Genomic DNA, 17013 nt, shown 5'->3' with positions numbered 1-17013 from the left:
GGGGCCAGTCACTCTGCTAATACTCAGAGTGCTTTGACCTCAAAAATTTCCACTTCGAAGGTCAGCGTCTTGCCCGACAGCGGGTGGTTGAAATCAACCGTTACCTGATCGTCGTCAAACGCTTTCACTACGCCCGGCAGCTCGGTATTGGCCGCATCATTGAAGATCACCAGCAAGCCTTCGGCCAGTTCCATGTTCTGAAACTGCGAACGCGGCATGATCTGCACATTTTGCGGGTTTGGCTGACCGAATGCGTTTTCCGGTGGTACTTCAATCTTGCGCTTGTCACCTGCCTTGAGGCCGAAAATCATCGCCTCAAAGCCTGGCAACAAGTTGCCGTCGCCGACTTTGAAAGTCGCCGGGGCTTTGTCAAAGGTGCTATCGACCGTGTCGCCGTTTTCCAGGTGCAACGCGAAATGCAGAGTGACTTCCGTGTTCTGACCGATGCGTGTTTCTCGAGTGGCGTGTTCAGTCATGAACGGGCTCTCCGGTTTTCTTGCTCTTGAACATGTCCAGCGCAAGCATGATCGCACCGACAGTGATCGCACTGTCGGCAAAGTTGAAGGCTGGGAAGTACCAGCGAGTGTCCCAGTGCACCAGCACGAAGTCGATGACATGGCCAATGGCAATGCGGTCGTACAGGTTGCCCAATGCACCGCCCAGCACCAGCGCCAAGGCGATGGCCAGCCAAGTCTCGTTGCGCCCCAGACGTTTGAGCCAGACCACCAGCACCGCACTGACCACCACCGCGATCAGCGCAAACAGCCAACGCTGCCAGCCAGAGCTGTCAGCCAGGAAGCTGAAGGCAGCCCCGGTGTTGTAAGCCAGCGTCCAACTGAAATAACTGGGGATGACCACGATTTGCTGATACAGGCTCAGCGAGTTCTCGAAGTAATACTTGCTGGCCTGATCGATGATCAGGACCAGCACGCTCAACCACAGCCAGCTCAAACGGCCCATACGGCCAGCCGACGCATTAGGCATAGTGACGAACCTCACCTGCACCGCTGATGTTGTCGACGCAACGGCCGCAGATTTCCGGATGCTCGGCATTCACGCCAACATCCTCGCGGAAGTGCCAGCAACGGCCACACTTGGCATGCCCGGACTTGACCACTTTCAGTTTCAGACCCGCCACTTCGGTTACAACGGCATCCGCCGGTGCGCTGACGAACGGTGCAACGCTGGCTTTGGAGGTGATCAACACGAAGCGCAGCTCGTCGCCCAGCTTGCTCAGGTCGCTGGTCAGTTCGTCTTCGGCGTACAGGGTCACTTCAGCCTGCAGGTTGCCACCGATGGCTTTCGCCGTGCGCTGGTTCTCCAGTTCCTTGTTGACCGCTGCCTTGACGGCCATGACGCGATCCCAATAGGCACGGTCCAGTTCGAAGCCTTCCGGCAACTCGCTCAGGCCTTCATACCAGGTGTTCAGCATGACCGATTCGTTACGCTCACCCGGCATGTACTGCCACAGCTCGTCCGCCGTGAATGCCAGGATCGGTGCAATCCAGCGAACCAGTGCTTCGGAGATATGGAACAGCGCAGTCTGGCACGAACGGCGGGCCTTGCTGTTGGCGCCCGTGGTGTACTGGCGGTCCTTGATGATGTCCAGGTAGAAACCGCCCAGCTCCTGCACGCAGAAGTTGTGCACTTTCGAGTAGACGTTCCAGAAACGGTATTCGCTGTAATGCTCTTCCAGCTCACGTTGCAGCAGCAACGCACGGTCCACGGCCCAACGGTCCAGTGCCAGCATTTCATCGGCCGACAGACTGTCGGTGGCCGGGTTGAAGCCGCTCAGGTTGGAGAGCAGGAAACGCGCGGTATTACGAATGCGACGGTACGCGTCGGCGCTGCGCTGCAGGATGGTTTCCGAAACGGCCATCTCGCCGGAATAGTCGGTGGCCGAAACCCATAGACGCATGATATCGGCGCCCAAGGTGTCGTTGACCTTCTGCGGGGCGATGACGTTGCCAAGCGATTTGGACATCTTGCGGCCGTTCTCGTCCACCGTGAAGCCGTGGGTCAACAGCTCGCGGTACGGGGCGTTGCCATCGATGGCGCAACCGGTCAGCAACGACGAGTGGAACCAGCCTCGGTGCTGGTCGGAACCTTCCAGGTACAGGTCAGCACGCGGGCCGCTCTGGTGGCCCATCGGGTGCGAACCGCGCAGGACGTGCCAATGCGTGGTGCCCGAATCGAACCAGACGTCCAGCGTGTCAGTGATCTTGTCGTACTGCGAGGCTTCATCGCCCAGCAACTCGGCTGCGTCCATCTTGAACCAGGCTTCGATGCCTTCCTTCTCGACGCGCTTGGCGACTTCTTCCATCAGCTCGACGGTACGCGGATGCAACTCGCCATCTTCCTTGTTCAGGAAGAACGGGATCGGCACGCCCCAGTTGCGCTGACGGGAAATGCACCAGTCAGGACGGTTGGCAATCATCGAATGCAGACGAGCCTGGCCCCAGGCCGGTACGAACTTGGTGTCTTCAATGGCTTTGACGGCGCGCTCACGCAGGGTATCGCCCGACGTCGGCTGCTTGTCCATGCCCACGAACCACTGCGCGGTGGCGCGGTAGATCAGCGGCGTCTTGTGGCGCCAGCAATGCATGTAGCTGTGGGAAATGGTTTCGGTGTGCAACAGCGCACCGACGTCCTGCAGCTTGTCGATGATGGCCGGGTTGGCTTTCCAGATGAACTGGCCGCCAAAGAACTCCAGCGACTGCGCATACACGCCGTTGCTCTGAACTGGGGTCAGGATATCGTCGTTGACCATGCCGTAACGCTTGCAGGTCACGAAGTCGTCTTCACCGTAGGCCGGTGCAGAGTGAACCACGCCCGTGCCAGCGCCCAGCTCGACGTACTCGGCCAGATAGACCGGCGACAGACGGTCGTAGAACGGATGACGGAAGTTGACCAGCTCCAGCGCAGCGCCCGGTGCAGTGGCGACCACCGAACCTTCAAGGTTCCAGCGCTTCAGGCAGGCCTCAACCAGCTCTTCTGCCAGCACCAGCAGGCGCTCGCCGGTATCGACCAGCGCGTAGCTGATTTCAGGGTGAACATTGAGCGCCTGGTTGGCCGGAATGGTCCACGGGGTGGTGGTCCAGATCACGATGGCAGCCGGTTTGCTCAGGCTCGACAGCCCGAAGGCCGTCGCCAGCTTGTCGGCATCGGCAACAGGGAAAGCCACGTCGATGGTCGACGACTTCTTGTCCTGATATTCGACTTCCGCTTCAGCCAGCGCCGAGCCGCAATCGAAACACCAGTTAACAGGCTTCAGGCCCTTGAACACGAAACCGTTCTTGACCATTTCCGCCAGCGCGCGGATTTCTCCGGCTTCGTTGGCGAAATCCATGGTGCGGTACGGATTGGCCCAGTCGCCCAGCACACCCAGGCGAATGAACTCGGCTTTCTGGCCTTCGATCTGCTCGGCCGCGTAGGCACGGCACAGTTCACGAGTCTTGTCGGCAGGCAGGTTCTTGCCGTGGGTGACTTCGACCTTGTGCTCGATTGGCAGACCGTGGCAGTCCCAGCCCGGAACATACGGCGCATCGAAGCCCGCGAGGGTCTTCGAACGGACGATCATGTCCTTGAGGATCTTGTTGACCGCATGACCGATGTGAATATTGCCGTTGGCGTAGGGAGGACCGTCGTGCAAAACGAACTTTGGACGATCCTTGCCAATTTCGCGCAGCTTCTGGTACAGGCCAATGCTGTCCCAGCGCTGCAGAGTTTGCGGCTCGCGCTGGGGCAGGCCGGCCTTCATCGGGAAGGCGGTGTCCGGAAGATTAAGCGTGGCTTTATAGTCGGTCATTTCAGGCTCTAAATTAGCGGTTGACCATGCCCCAATGGGCACGGGCGGCAGCGACATCCGCATCGATCGCCGTCTTGAGCGCCTCAAGCGAGGCGAAACGCTGCTCATCACGCAGCTTTTGGTGGAAAACCACCGTCAGTCGCCGGCCATAGATATCACCGGCAAAATCCAGAAGATGTATTTCAAGGTGAGGGCGTCCATCCCCCGCCACGGTCGGCCGCACGCCAATATTGGCGACGCCCGGCCAGACCTTGCCGTCGACTTCGGCACTGACCAGATAAACGCCGCTCAGCGGCACGCGGCGCCGCTTGAGCTGCACGTTGGCCGTAGGCGTACCCAGTTGGCGGGCCAGTTTCTGGCCATGCAGCACGCGACCGGTGATTTCAAACGGACGCCCCAGCAGATGCTCGGCCAGGGAGAAATCACCGGCGGCCAGCGCATTCCGTACTTGGGTGCTGCTGACGCGCACGCCGTCAATTTCCACGGTTTGCGCAGCCTCGACACTGAAGCCCTTCTCTGCGCCGACCCGTTGCAGGAAATCAAAGTCGCCGATACGGTCACAACCAAACCGGAAGTCGTCCCCGACCTCCAGGTGTTTCACACCCAGACCGTCGATCAATACGGTATCGACGAACTCGGTGGCTCGCAGCTTGCTCAACTGCTGATTGAAGGTGAGACAGAGCACCAGATCGATGCCCTCCGCGGCCAGCAAATCGACTTTGTCTCGCAGGCGCGCCAGACGAGCCGGAGCGGTCTCGGGAGCGAAGAACTCTCGGGGTTGAGGCTCGAAAATCACCACACAGCTGGGCAGGCCCAACTCGACAGCGCGCTCGCGCAGTCGCGCCAGGATAGCCTGGTGACCACGGTGAACACCGTCGAAATTGCCAATGGTGGCGACGCAGCCCCGATGCTGGGGGCGCAGGTTGTGAAGACCTCGAACCAGCTGCATAACGCGCTTCTTGCTCATAAAGTGGCCGATTATAACCACACACTGACGCCAACGACAGGCGACACACTCAGGCAAACCGCAACAATCGGCGTTAACCGTCAAAAACCGACGATTGATCCTACATGATCGCCTTGCGGGCGAAGTGCCGCAGACGGAAACCCAGCGCCAACAACGTCCCGAAATAGGCCACCACGCCCGCGACGACCAGCCCACCCAAACGAATGAATCGTTCGAGCATCTGCCCCTCGGACCAGGCCGGCATGACATGCATCAGCCCCAACAGCACCGCCGACATGACAGCGACGGCAATGAACAACTTAAGCAGGAACATCGGCCAGCCTGCCTGCGGTTGATACAGGTTCTGCTTGCGCAACTGCCAGAACAGCAGCAGTGCATTCAGGCTCGCACCGACACTGATCGCCAGTGCCAGGCCGACATGGGCCAGGTGCACACCATAAACAAACAGCACGTTGAACAGTTGAGTCACTGTCAGCGTGAAGATCGCAATTTTTACCGGTGTGCGGATGTTCTGCTGGGCATAAAATCCTGGAGCCAGCACCTTGATAACGATGATGCCCAACAAACCGACTGCATAACCAATCAGGGCGCCTTGCGTTTTGACGGCGTCCATCGCGTCGAATTTTCCGTATTGGAACAGCGAAACCGTCAACGGCTCGGCCAGCAACCCCAATGCCAGCGTGCACGGCAGCACCAGTACGAAACACAGTCGCAGCCCCCAGTCGAGAATCCGCGAATACTCCTGACGGTCCTTGCTGGCGTACGTTTTGGAGAGAATCGGCAACAGAATCGTCCCCAACGCCACGCCCAGCACGCCCGACGGCAGCTCCATCAGGCGATCGGCGTAATACATCCATGACACCGATCCCGCCGTGAGAAAAGAGGCGAAAATCGTGTTGATGATCAGGGAAATCTGGCTGACCGACACACCGAGCATGGCGGGCAGCATCTGTTTCATCACCCGCCAGACACCTGTGTCCCGCAGATTCAGACGCGGCAGCACCAGCATGCCGATCTTTTTCAGATGCGGCAGTTGATACAGCAGTTGCAGCAGACCGCCCGCCAGCACCGCCCATCCTAGCGCCATGACCGGTGGGTGGAAGTACGGCGTGAGGAACAGCGCGAAAAAGATCATCGCCAGGTTCAGCAGGGTCGGCACGAACGCGGGCACCGAGAAACGATTCCACGTATTGAGGATGGCCCCGGCCAGCGAGGACAGCGAGATCAGCAATATATAAGGAAAGGTCACCCGTAGCAGGTCGCTGGTGAGCTGAAACTTCTCGGGCGTGTCGGCGAAGCCCGGCGCCGTCGCCCAGATCACCCAAGGCGCAAAAATAATGCCCAACACCGAAACCAGCGCCAGCGCCAGCGTCAGCAAACCGGTGACATACGCGACAAAGGTGCGGGTCGCTTCTTCCCCCTGCTGGCTTTTGTACTCCGCCAAAATGGGCACAAATGCCTGAGAAAAAGCGCCTTCGGCAAAAATCCGCCGCAGCAGGTTGGGCAATTTGAACGCGATAAAGAAGGCGTCAGTCGCCATGCCTGCGCCAAATGCCCGGGCAATGATGGTGTCGCGGATAAAACCCAGCACCCGCGAAAGCATGGTGATAGAGCTGACGGCGGCAAGCGATTTGAGGAGATTCATCTAAAGTGTGTGCGCCCGACCAAAGGAAGCGCCAAAGTGCGCTCCATTTATGCGATACTCCGCGCCGCAAAAAACAGCACTGAGCCAAAACCCGCGAGTTTACAGGTCATACGCCGGAAAGAAATCTCTCTGACGACATGCCATGACCACTTAGCGGAACGCATCATCCGCCCTTGACAAGCACTCAACTCATCGGCATGATTCGCGGCCTATTTTGTTAGCTATTTACCAAGTCTTTCGAGGAGCTCGACGGTGGCCAACTCACCTTCCGCCAAAAAACGTGCAAAACAGGCTGAGAAGCGTCGCAGCCACAACGCCAGCCTGCGTTCCATGGTTCGTACCTACATCAAGAACGTAGTCAAAGCCATCGACGCCAAAGACGCTGCCAAAGCGCAAGCTGCTTACGTTCTGGCTGTGCCAGTTATCGACCGTATGGCCGACAAAGGCATCATCCACAAGAACAAGGCCGCTCGTCATAAGAGCCGCCTGAACGGTCACGTCAAGGCTCTGAACCAAGCTGCAGCCTAAGCGACCGCTTAAATAAAAAACCGACCTCAGGGTCGGTTTTTTTATTGCCCGTGATTTAAGCCGCACACAGACATTGTGGGAGCCAGCTTGCTGGCGAAAGCGACATATCAGTGCCATCTACTCACCTGAAGCACCGCCTTCGCCAGCAAGCCGGCTCCCACAATTGCATCCTACTTAACACTTCAGATCACGGCGCCGGTGCCCACGGCAAAATCGGAATCGCGGTCACCGCATTCTGCGGGCTACCCTCGATCAATCGATCGCTATAGACCAGATACACCAGCGTATTGCGCTTCTTGTCCAGGAAGCGCACCACCTGCATGGTCTTGAACACCAGCGACGTACGCTCCTTGAACACCTCATCGCCGTCCTTCAATTCACCCTTGAAATGGATCGGCCCAACCTGACGACAAGCAATCGAAGCCTCAGCGCGATCCTCTGCCAGACCCAGACCACCCTTCAACCCACCCGTCTTGGCGCGGGACAGGTAACACGTCACGCCATCCACCTTGGGATCGTCGAACGCCTCGACCACGATGCGATCATTAGGGCCGACAAACTTGAACACCGTCGACACCTGACCAATCTCTTCCGCCGACACCAGCAATGGCAGCATCAGCAGCGCACCCAACATCCCTTTCATGATTTTCATGGCGCCTTCCTTCAATAAACGACCTGACTCACACCAGAATCAAGTTATCGCGATGAACCAGCTCAGGCTCAGCCATATAACCCAATTCCTTGACGATGGCGTCAGACGGCTGACCAATGATCTTCTGCGCCTCCAGTGCACTGTAGTTACTCAGACCGCGTGCAATCTCGCGACCATCAGCCGCCACGCACACGACCATTTCGCCACGACGGAAACTGCCCTGAACAATTTTTACGCCGACCGGCAACAGGCTTTTGTTGCTTTCGGTCAGCGCCTTCACGGCACCGTCATCCAGCACCAACGTGCCGCGCGTCTGCAGATGCCCCGCCAACCACTGCTTGCGCGCCGCCAGCATGCCACGCTCAGGCGACAGCAGCGTCCCCAACTGCTCACCCGACTTGAGACGCGCCAGTACGCGCTCGATACGACCACCCACAATCACTGTGTGCGCGCCCGAACGCGCCGCCAGGCGCGCAGCGCGCAACTTGGTTTGCATACCGCCACGCCCCAGTGCACCACCCGTGCCGCCCGCCACAGCATCCAGCGCCGGATCATCGGCACGCGCCTCATAAATCAGCTGAGCTTCAGGGTTATTGCGCGGGTCGGCATCGAACATGCCGTCACGATCCGTCAGGATGACCAACAGATCAGCCTCGACCAGGTTCGCCACCAGCGCCGCCAGCGTGTCGTTGTCGCCAAAGCGAATTTCATCGGTGACCACGGTATCGTTTTCGTTGATCACCGGTACAACACCTAGCTCCACCAGCGTTCGCAGGGTGCTACGAGCGTTCAGGTAGCGCTTGCGGTCAGAAAGATCATCATGGGTCAGCAGAATCTGCGCCGTTTTACGGCCATGCTCACCAAAGCTCGATTCCCAGGCCTGCACCAGCCCCATCTGACCAATCGCCGCAGCGGCTTGAAGCTCATGCATCGCACTCGGTCGTGCAGCCCAGCCCAGGCGACTCATCCCGGCCGCTACCGCACCGGACGAAACCAGAACCAGCTCGACGCCTGCCTCGTGCAGCGCCACCATCTGCTCGACCCAAACACCCATCGCGTTGCGATCAAGACCCTTGCCGTCCGCCGTCAGCAGCGCACTTCCGATCTTCACAACCCAACGCTGGGCACCTGTCACCTTGCTCCGCATGATCTTTCAACCTTAAGCCAGAGAGTACAAATCCAAGATACTAAAACGCCGCTGATTCAGCGGCGTTGTAGTTTACTTCAGTCGATCACTCACGAACGTAAATGATTTCCGGACCATCTTCATCGTCCTCGAAATCATCATCCCAATCGTCGTCACCCATGTCATGCACGCTCTTCACGCCACTGCGGCGCAACGCACGCTTGTCATCCAGAGCCTGCAACTGGGCACGCGCCTCATCTTCGATGCGCTGATCCAGCTCGGCCAGTTCCTCGGCGTAAGCCGGGTCATTGGCCAGGCGATCAGCACGATCCTCCAGATAACGCATGATGTCGTGGCCCAGACGCTCAGTGCCCTGCTTGGCAATGGCCGAAATCACATAGACCGGCCCCTCCCAGTTCAGACGCTCAACGATTGCCTGCTTGATCGCTTCCTGATCTTCCTCAAGTACGGTGTCGCACTTGTTCAGCACCAACCAGCGATCGCGATCCGACAGCGCCGGGCTGAACTTGACCAGCTCATTGACGATGACCTCAGCCGCATCAGCCGGATCACTTTCGTCCAATGGCGCCATATCAACCAGGTGCAACAGCAGACGCGTACGCGCCAGGTGCTTAAGGAAGCGAATACCAAGACCCGCACCGTCCGAGGCGCCCTCAATCAGACCCGGAATGTCGGCGATGACGAAGCTTTTCCAGCGATCGACACTGACCACACCCAGATTCGGCACCAGGGTAGTGAACGGGTAGTCAGCGACTTTAGGCTTGGCAGCCGAAACCGAACGGATGAACGTACTCTTGCCAGCGTTCGGCAAGCCCAGCAGACCAACGTCCGCCAGCACCTTCATTTCCAGCTTCAGGTCGCGCTGCTCGCCCGGCTTGCCTGGCGTAGTCTGGCGCGGCGCGCGGTTGGTACTGGATTTGAAGCGGGTGTTGCCCAACCCGTGCCACCCACCCTGCACCACCATCAGGCGCTGACCGTCTTTGGTCAGGTCGCCGATAACTTCCTGAGTGCTCGAATCGATAACGGTCGTACCCACCGGCACACGCAGAACCAGGTCCTCACCTTTGCGACCGGTGCAATCGGTGCTGCCACCATTGGAACCGCGCTCGGCCTCGAAATGACGGGTGTAGCGGTAGTCGACCAGAGTGTTCAGGTTTTCATCGGCAACCATGAAAACCGAGCCACCATCACCACCATCGCCGCCGTTCGGGCCGCCATTCTCGATGAACTTTTCGCGACGGAAGCTCATGCAACCGTTGCCGCCGTCACCGGCCTTCACTCGAATGGATACTTCATCAACAAATTTCATAACGCACGCCTCCCGTCACAAAGACGAGCAAACAACATAAATTCATAAGGCTCTTGCAAAGATGAGCGTTGCGATACCGATCAAAAACCAGCGACTTCACACCACAACGGCCCACACAAACAGCTTTGCAAGAGACTCACCAAACCAGAGCTTCTACAAACGAAAAAGCCCTGTCACTGACAGGGCTTTTCCAGCTACGACGACATTATGCTGCGGCTTGAGCCTTGGGCACGATGCTGACATAGCGACGACCGAAGGCGCCTTTAACTTCGAACTTGATCACGCCTTCGACTTTAGCGAACAGGGTGTGATCCTTGCCCATGCCAACGCCGTAACCAGCGTGGAATTGGGTGCCGCGCTGACGCACGATGATGTTGCCTGGAACGATGACCTGGCCGCCATACATCTTCACGCCAAGGCGTTTGGCTTCTGAGTCGCGACCGTTGCGGGTACTACCACCAGCTTTTTTGTGTGCCATGAGTTCAATACTCCTATAAGGGTATCAGGCTGAAAATCAGGCCTGGATACCGGTGATTTTGATCTCGGTGAACCACTGGCGGTGGCCCATACGCTTCATGTGGTGCTTACGGCGACGGAACTTGATGATGCGGACTTTATCATGACGACCTTGGGAGATCACTTCAGCCACAACGGTAGCACCGGCGACGACTGGAGCGCCGATATTGACGTCGTCACCGTTGGCAACCAGCAGAACGCGGTCGAAGGTAACGGTTTCGCCAGTAGCGACTTCCAGTTTTTCAATTTTCAGGTATTCACCTGGGGCGACTTTGTACTGCTTGCCACCAGTAACGATTACTGCGTACGACATGGTATATCTCCGAAAATCCTGCTCACCCAGCTCTTTATAGGAAGAGTGTCGGCTGGCATGGCTGCATGCGGCTGGAAAGGCTCATCATGCAATTGCGTAAGGCAGGTGCTGCCCAGGAAAGTTAGGGTGCGCGATTGTACGCAAGCCGCGACAGCCTTGCAAGCGGCGTTACGTCACGCCTTGACAGGGTGGGGTCTGCCACCTAGCATGCCGCGCAACCCTGTATGGAGCACGCCTCGCTGATGCAACCTCAAGCCTTCTATCGCGCTGTGGCAGACGACTTTACCGCCGTCGACCACATTATCAAGAAGCAGCTGACGTCGCGCGTGCCGCTGGTCTCGAAAATCGGCGATTACATCACCTCTGCCGGTGGCAAGCGTCTGCGCCCGTTGCTGGTATTGCTGTGCGGCAAAGCTCTGGGGAGCGGCGGCGACAACCTGCGCCTGCTGGCCGCCACCATTGAATTCCTGCACACCGCGACCCTGCTGCACGACGACGTCGTCGACATGTCGGGCATGCGCCGTGGCCGCTCCACCGCGAACGCCATGTGGGGCAACGCCCCGAGCGTGCTGGTCGGTGATTTCCTTTATTCCCGCTCCTTCGAAATGATGGTCGAACTGGGTTCGATGCCGGTGATGAAGATCCTGTCCCAGGCCACGCGCGTCATTGCCGAAGGCGAAGTGTTGCAACTGTCGAAGGTGCGTGACGCGAGCACTACCGAAGAAACCTATATGGAAGTGATTCGCGGCAAAACGGCGATGCTGTTCGAAGCCTCGACCCACAGCGCTGCCGCCCTTGCCGATGCCAACCCCGCTCAGCGCGAAGCGTTGCGCACGTTCGGTGACCACCTGGGCGTGGCTTTCCAGTTGGTCGATGACCTGCTCGACTATCGCGGCGACGCCGAGACCATGGGCAAGAACATCGGCGACGACCTGGCAGAAGGCAAACCAACCCTACCATTGATCTACACCATGCGCGAAGGCACGCCCGAACAGGCTGCGTTGGTACGCAAGGCGATCCAGAAAGGTGGCCTGGAAGACCTCGACGCCATTCACGAAGCTGTCGAGCAATCCGGCTCGCTGGATTACACCGCCAAACTGGCCCGCGACTATGCAGCCCGCGCCATTGCCTGCCTAGACATCCTGCCCGCCAGCGAGTACCGCGATGCACTGATCGAGTTGAGCGAGTTCGCCGTAGCCCGCACACACTGATTCACGGCCCTCTTGGCCAACCGCCGATTTCAGCGACGCCTCTTGCTCGATGAGGGCGTCATGAAAATCCGGTGCCCGACACCACCAGGCATCGGATTTTTCAATTCACGCTGTTTGACCTTCGAACGATTCAGTCAGCCGCCTTCTCGATCTGGACGCCTTTATTGCGTCAGACGATTGGCTGCGCCGCGCGGAACAACAGCACACACCCTTCACGTTTGAGCGTTACATCGCGAAAATGCTCGCGAAGGTGCGCCTCGAAGCCGACCTCGGTGTCTTCGCGATTCCCGAAAATCCCCTTCTTGTTGTAAACCGCCATCAATTTTCGACCAAAGCCGTTGTGCCCGGCGGAATCCCCCAGGATCGTCGCACCGAACAGCACACCGCCCGGCTGGAGGTTGTGCTTCAAATTGGCGAAAATCGCCGCCTTTGCATTCATTGGACCGGGCAGGCAGTGAAGCAGGTAGAACAGGGAGATCGAGTCGAAACGCTCCTCCCCCGGAATTGGCTTGAAAACGTCGTGCAGGATCGTCCGGGTGCCAGGGCGGTTGATCCGCCGCTTGGCGGCCTCTAGGCTGCTGGGGTTGAGATCGAGCAAGGTGACCTGCGTTTGCGAAGACAATTGCGACTTGGCGAGGTAATAACCGGTCCCGACGCCGATATCCAGATGACGGGGCCGTACATTGGCGCGAAAGAAGGGCAAAAGTACCGATTGGGTTCGGCAACGCCAGGCAAAACGATTCGAAATGCCCAGCACCCAAGCGTCGTAAAGCGCCAGGGTCAGAGGTGAATAGACCGCCGCACCAGCGGCACTGCTGTCGGTCATGAGAAAAGCCTTGAAAAAATGGGCCAAGCGGCGATAAAACCGATGACCCACCTGTTTCGTCAAGGCTTTTTGTCTAACAAAGCGTCACTCGACCTCAAATGCAGAGCGGTTTGCCAATCTATTGGCCCGCCTGCCCAGGCGCATCAACCCAAACGGAACCGCGAGGTGTTATCACTCAATGCGCGGCTGCCTTTGCTCAAGGTATCTGCTGCGTGATTGACCGCCCTTGCGCCATCGAGCAAGCGCCCAGCCGCTTGATCCACCTGCTGAATGTTGCCACTGACCTCATCGGCGGTGGCCGCCTGCTCCTCGACAGCGGTCGCGATCTGCGCCAGAGTGTCGGTCACCAACTGCACGGCGCTGGCAATTTCACCCAGACGTGCGCCCAGCCCCGTGACCGACTGAGCATCAGTCACGGCTTGACCGCACGCAGCCTCCATCAAGCTCACCGCCTGGCTCACTGTTGAGCGCAGACTGTCGACCGTTCCGGCGATTTGTGCCGTCGACGCCTGAGTGCGCTGCGACAGGCTGCGCACCTCATCGGCTACCACGGCAAAACCACGCCCCTGCTCGCCCGCACGCGCCGCCTCGATCGCAGCGTTGAGTGCCAGCAAGTTGGTCTGCTCGGCGATTCCTCGAATGGTGTCCACCACGGATTGAATCTGCTGACCCTGCTCGCTGACTTTGCCCAATGCGTTGGCGGTGTCGGTCAGACGCTGGTTGAGTTGCTGAATGCTGGCGGTGGTGCGCTGACTGTCACGGCTGCTGTCTTCGGCGATGCGACGCGTCTGCTGGGCATTTCCGGAGGCCTCTTCGCAGCTCTTGGCGACCCCCATGGACGTGGCCGCCAATTGCGTGGCCGCCGCAGCGATCTGGCTGATCTGCTGCTGTTGGTCTTCGACTTCGTTGAGGGTGCTGCCCGATTGCGAATTGAGGGTCAGCACTGCCGAACCCAATTGCTGAGTTTCGTGATTGACGCCCAGCAAACTGGTGCGCAATTGCACCACCGCAACGTTCAATGCCGTGCTGATCGCCGCCAGTTCATCTCGCCCCTCCACTGCGACTTCGACGCACAGATTGCCATCGCGCAGAGACTCGGCCAGCGTTGTAATGCCTTTGGCGCTGCGACGAATCGAGGTTTGCAGACACATAAACAGGTACAACGCCGCCAGCGCCAGGACACTGAACACCGCAGCGACGGGGATGAACTGCTTGATGGCGCGGTCGTGGTAATAATCGAGACGACTGTCCAGCGAGTTCAGCGACTGGTTGCGCAACGCGGCCAAGGCGTCGAGGGTAGTGTCAACGCTGCGCTCGAAGGCCGTGGTGTCCAGTTTGATCGTGCCGCCAAAGACGCCGTCGTCCAGCACCTTCAATTCGCTGTCCAGACGCTGGAGGCTGTCGTTGTATTGAGCCGTCCAGGTTTCCATCCCCGGATAGGCCTTGGCTTGCAGAGAGGCGCTCGCCTTGACCAGTTGATCCCGGGCATCGCCGATACGGCTGCGCAGATCACGCATCTGCAATCGACTTTGCAGCGAGAACTGACCGGAGGCGACAGAAGACTGCCCCACGCTGGCCATGCGCCCCACGCGTTCAATGAGGTCTGGGGTTTGCTGAGTGGCAATCTGCATCAGCAAATAGGTTTCAAGCCATGGATCGAGAATCAGCCCGTTGTCCATCGCGATCTGCTCACGCAGACTTTGCAGCGCCGTCAGCGCAGAGGTGAAGCGATCATAGCCGTCTGGCCACCAGCCAATGGTGCGCAGGGACTCGGAATCCATGCCTTTGACGGTCGCTTGCAAGGCCTGATAGCGGGCCATCGTGTCCGGGCTGGCGGAGCGTGCCTTCAGTTCATCACCCAGTTTTGCCAGGGTCTGATTCAGTACGGGATTGGCGGCATCCAACGCAGCCATCGCTGCTTTTGCAGCCGGAGTCGGGTCATGAAGGATGTCGGCGGCCTTCCAACGGGCCGCAAGATTGCGCTGCGCGGTCAGTTGGGCGTCCAGCGCGTCAAGGGCCAGAAGCTGACGCACACCGGACTGCTCACCGGAAATCACCGCCAGCTTGCTGCGGTAGTCCTGTCCGATCATCCACAAGCTACCGGCCAGTGGCAGGATGAACAGGAAGAAAAGCACCTGAAACTTGCGTGCAAAACCAAAGCGTCCGAGCAGACGAATTCCTGGCGACAAAAGACTTTGCATGACCGACAACTCCTCACGGACAACCCGCCACCGCCGCTTTTGACCGCAGGGCTGCTGCCTCACATTCTTACCGGCAAAATGCCATGTCTTTGTTTTAAAAACGACAACCGCCCGTCCCCTGTGTCGAAGACGCCATCGCGGTTTTCAGATGATGTGCGCGCAGACCTGCCAACACGCGCCTTTGCGGGAAGAAGCAAGAAACGGACCGATAGCACCAAGCCATCTAAACGGGCACGCTGTCAGAAATGGTGCAAGTGAAATGCACGAAAATGAGGCAAATCCACCCAGCCTGTGCAGTAAAACTGTCACCGAGGTGACGGTCATAAGGGCGTTGAATGCCAAAACAGGGGCTTAAACCCTAACCGCTTGATCATACGCATAAATTTTTCAAAGAGACGCTTGACACATCCCCCATCTCAGCGAATAATGCGCGCCACTTGGCTACATAGCTCAGTTGGTTAGAGCATAGCATTCATAATGCTGGGGTCCGGGGTTCAAGTCCCTGTGTAGCCACCAAGTACCTCAACAAAGCCCGCCTTGTGCGGGCTTTGTTGTTTCTGGCGATCCGGATTCTCAACGGCGCCGCTTAATACCCTGTCCTTATCCACGACATCACGCCATAGTGCTGTCCCTTTTTCGAGGTCGAGTTCATGCGATTCACACTTCCCGCACTGGTTCTGGGTCTTCTGGTTTCTCAAGGCGCGATGGCGGGTAGCGGCACCAACGCTGCACTGGGTGGCGGTCTGGGCGGCGCGCTGGGTAACGTTGTTGGCCAGCAGATGGGCGGCAGCAATGGCGCAGCCATCGGTGCGGGCCTGGCAGGTGCTGCTGGCGGTGCTGTGGCTGCGAAGAAAGGCAAGAAAACCCGTGCAGCCGTTGGTGGAGGCCTGGGCGGCGCTGCTGGTTCGATCATCGGTAACAAACTGGGCGGCAGCACTGGCAGCACCATCGGTGCAGGTCTGGGCGGCGCCGCGGGTGGTGCTCTGGGCGGTAAATAATTTACCCTCCCCTCGCGAGACGCTCCGGGGTGTCTCGCGATCCCCGTTAATGAAGCAATGGATGTTCAATGTCTGATTCCCATACCGACGTAGCAGTGCCTGCCCTCACCTCCAAGCAGGCTTACGAAGACGCCATCAATCTTTCACAGCATGTGCCGCAGGCGAAAACCATCAGCGAAATGGTCCTCGACGCCTTTCAGAGCGCCAAGGAAAGCGATCAGATTCGTGAACTGCGCGCCGCCATCCGTCAGGCCCATGACCGTTTCGATGACGATCAGGCCTACGAACTGATGGGTCAGCTCAAGCAACTGAAAGACGCCGAAGCCGCCGACATGGCCGCGCTGGAAGACCTCAGCAGCAAATTCCCGATCAGCCGGATTCTGTCCAGCTACAAGGACGACCCAAGCTTTCAGGAGCTGGTCTATAGCCTGGCCCTGAAGGTCCTGAACCAGACCCATCAGGCCGTCAGCAACCCGAGCGGTGGCAAGAGCAAGGCTGCGCGGGTCAAGAAAGAAGCCGAAGTGTTCGTGATCAGCAAGGACGGCGCCAGCGTCACCCTGCCACTGCGCACCCCACGCTCGAAAGCCAACGTTGACCGCGAAGCGTTCGAATTCCTGGGCTTCACCTTCGTTGGTGAAGGCGATGAAGCCGAGCTGCAAAGCGAGGTCTTTGTCGATAACGAAGGCAACGAACAACCTGCTACCCGCAAAAACATCGTGACTGCGATTGCGCAGCAGACCGCGTTTGAAGGGTTCAGCGCGGTTCAGCAGTAAGCTTTTTTCAAATGATGCATACCCTGTAGCAACACAGCTTGCCGGCGGCAGCGATTTCAAGGTCGCTACCGCAGGCAAGCCATGCTGCTACGGCGGCCTTTACCCTCGGCAAAAACTCA

The 17013-nt window shown here is 58.6% G+C and carries 16 protein-coding genes and 1 tRNA gene; 5 read left to right on the top strand and 12 right to left on the bottom strand.

What is annotated here, in order from left to right; translation table 11 throughout:
• Positions 1 to 23: 23 nt before the first annotated feature.
• The 5 genes from fkpB to murJ form a co-directional block, all read right to left on the bottom strand.
• Positions 24 to 476, bottom strand: coding sequence for an FKBP-type peptidyl-prolyl cis-trans isomerase (gene fkpB / locus ACI5GA_RS20050; protein WP_404639736.1), 453 nt, complete (start codon positions 474 to 476; stop codon positions 24 to 26).
• Positions 469 to 984 carry a signal peptidase II gene (gene lspA, locus ACI5GA_RS20045; protein ID WP_404639738.1) on the bottom strand — a complete coding sequence of 172 codons (516 nt, stop codon included), beginning with the start codon at positions 982 to 984 and terminating at the stop codon, positions 469 to 471. The genes fkpB and lspA overlap by 8 nt, the downstream gene beginning before the upstream one ends.
• Positions 977 to 3808 (bottom strand): isoleucine--tRNA ligase, encoded by a 2832-nt coding sequence (gene ileS / locus ACI5GA_RS20040; protein WP_421423936.1) that lies wholly within the window; start codon positions 3806 to 3808, stop codon positions 977 to 979. The genes lspA and ileS overlap by 8 nt, the downstream gene beginning before the upstream one ends.
• A 13-nt stretch (positions 3809 to 3821) precedes the next feature.
• Positions 3822 to 4757 carry a bifunctional riboflavin kinase/FAD synthetase gene (ribF, locus tag ACI5GA_RS20035; RefSeq protein WP_404639742.1) on the bottom strand — a complete coding sequence of 312 codons (936 nt, stop codon included), beginning with the start codon at positions 4755 to 4757 and terminating at the stop codon, positions 3822 to 3824.
• Positions 4758 to 4875: 118 nt separating this feature from the next.
• Positions 4876 to 6420 carry a murein biosynthesis integral membrane protein MurJ gene (murJ, locus tag ACI5GA_RS20030; protein WP_421423933.1) on the bottom strand — a complete coding sequence of 515 codons (1545 nt, stop codon included), beginning with the start codon at positions 6418 to 6420 and terminating at the stop codon, positions 4876 to 4878.
• A 252-nt stretch (positions 6421 to 6672) separates the two neighbouring features.
• On the opposite strand from murJ, the gene rpsT reads away from it, so the two are divergent.
• Positions 6673 to 6948 (top strand): 30S ribosomal protein S20, encoded by a 276-nt coding sequence (gene rpsT, locus ACI5GA_RS20025; RefSeq protein ID WP_108237862.1) that lies wholly within the window; start codon positions 6673 to 6675, stop codon positions 6946 to 6948.
• A gap of 187 nt (positions 6949 to 7135) precedes the next feature.
• Here the strand turns inward: rpsT and ACI5GA_RS20020 are convergent, their stop codons facing one another.
• The 5 genes from ACI5GA_RS20020 to rplU form a co-directional block, all read right to left on the bottom strand.
• Complete coding sequence (locus ACI5GA_RS20020; protein WP_404639746.1) at positions 7136 to 7600, bottom strand: CreA family protein; 465 nt, start codon at positions 7598 to 7600, stop codon at positions 7136 to 7138.
• Positions 7601 to 7628: 28 nt separating this feature from the next.
• The gene (proB, locus tag ACI5GA_RS20015) at positions 7629 to 8747 is read right to left on the bottom strand and encodes a glutamate 5-kinase (protein ID WP_404639748.1); all 1119 of its coding nucleotides are present in this window, start codon (positions 8745 to 8747) and stop codon (positions 7629 to 7631) included.
• A gap of 85 nt (positions 8748 to 8832) precedes the next feature.
• The gene (gene cgtA / locus ACI5GA_RS20010; protein WP_404639750.1) at positions 8833 to 10056 is read right to left on the bottom strand and encodes an Obg family GTPase CgtA; all 1224 of its coding nucleotides are present in this window, start codon (positions 10054 to 10056) and stop codon (positions 8833 to 8835) included.
• Positions 10057 to 10261: 205 nt separating this feature from the next.
• Positions 10262 to 10534, bottom strand: a complete 273-nt coding sequence (rpmA, locus tag ACI5GA_RS20005; protein ID WP_093464730.1) for a 50S ribosomal protein L27 — start codon at positions 10532 to 10534, stop codon at positions 10262 to 10264.
• Positions 10535 to 10570: 36 nt separating this feature from the next.
• Positions 10571 to 10885, bottom strand: coding sequence for a 50S ribosomal protein L21 (gene rplU / locus ACI5GA_RS20000; RefSeq protein WP_093464734.1), 315 nt, complete (start codon positions 10883 to 10885; stop codon positions 10571 to 10573).
• Positions 10886 to 11127: 242 nt separating this feature from the next.
• On the opposite strand from rplU, the gene ACI5GA_RS19995 reads away from it, so the two are divergent.
• Complete coding sequence (locus ACI5GA_RS19995; protein ID WP_404639753.1) at positions 11128 to 12096, top strand: polyprenyl synthetase family protein; 969 nt, start codon at positions 11128 to 11130, stop codon at positions 12094 to 12096.
• A gap of 169 nt (positions 12097 to 12265) precedes the next feature.
• Here the strand turns inward: ACI5GA_RS19995 and ACI5GA_RS19990 are convergent, their stop codons facing one another.
• Together ACI5GA_RS19990 and ACI5GA_RS19985 are read right to left on the bottom strand one after the other, a co-directional pair.
• Positions 12266 to 12922 carry a class I SAM-dependent methyltransferase gene (locus tag ACI5GA_RS19990; RefSeq protein ID WP_421423929.1) on the bottom strand — a complete coding sequence of 219 codons (657 nt, stop codon included), beginning with the start codon at positions 12920 to 12922 and terminating at the stop codon, positions 12266 to 12268.
• 143 nt (positions 12923 to 13065) lie between these two features.
• Entirely contained in the window at positions 13066 to 15123 is a 2058-nt protein-coding gene (locus tag ACI5GA_RS19985) for a methyl-accepting chemotaxis protein (protein WP_404639757.1), read from the bottom strand.
• Between the two features lie 439 nt (positions 15124 to 15562).
• On the opposite strand from ACI5GA_RS19985, the gene ACI5GA_RS19980 reads away from it, so the two are divergent.
• The 3 genes from ACI5GA_RS19980 to ACI5GA_RS19970 all read left to right on the top strand — a co-directional run bounded on the left by ACI5GA_RS19980 (position 15563) and on the right by ACI5GA_RS19970 (position 16894).
• Positions 15563 to 15639, top strand: a tRNA-Met gene (locus tag ACI5GA_RS19980).
• 134 nt (positions 15640 to 15773) lie between these two features.
• Positions 15774 to 16121: a bacteriocin gene (locus ACI5GA_RS19975; protein WP_404639759.1), complete on the top strand. Its 348-nt coding sequence runs from the start codon at positions 15774 to 15776 to the stop codon at positions 16119 to 16121.
• Positions 16122 to 16189: 68 nt separating this feature from the next.
• Entirely contained in the window at positions 16190 to 16894 is a 705-nt protein-coding gene (locus ACI5GA_RS19970) for a hypothetical protein (protein ID WP_404639761.1), read from the top strand.
• Positions 16895 to 17013: the final 119 nt, after the last annotated feature.

The organism is Pseudomonas sp. Pseu.R1 (assembly GCF_045764065.1).
Taxonomy (GTDB): domain Bacteria; phylum Pseudomonadota; class Gammaproteobacteria; order Pseudomonadales; family Pseudomonadaceae; genus Aquipseudomonas.
The sequence above is the reverse complement of the archived record's forward strand: the minus strand, read 5'-3'. Positions and strand labels throughout refer to the sequence as shown.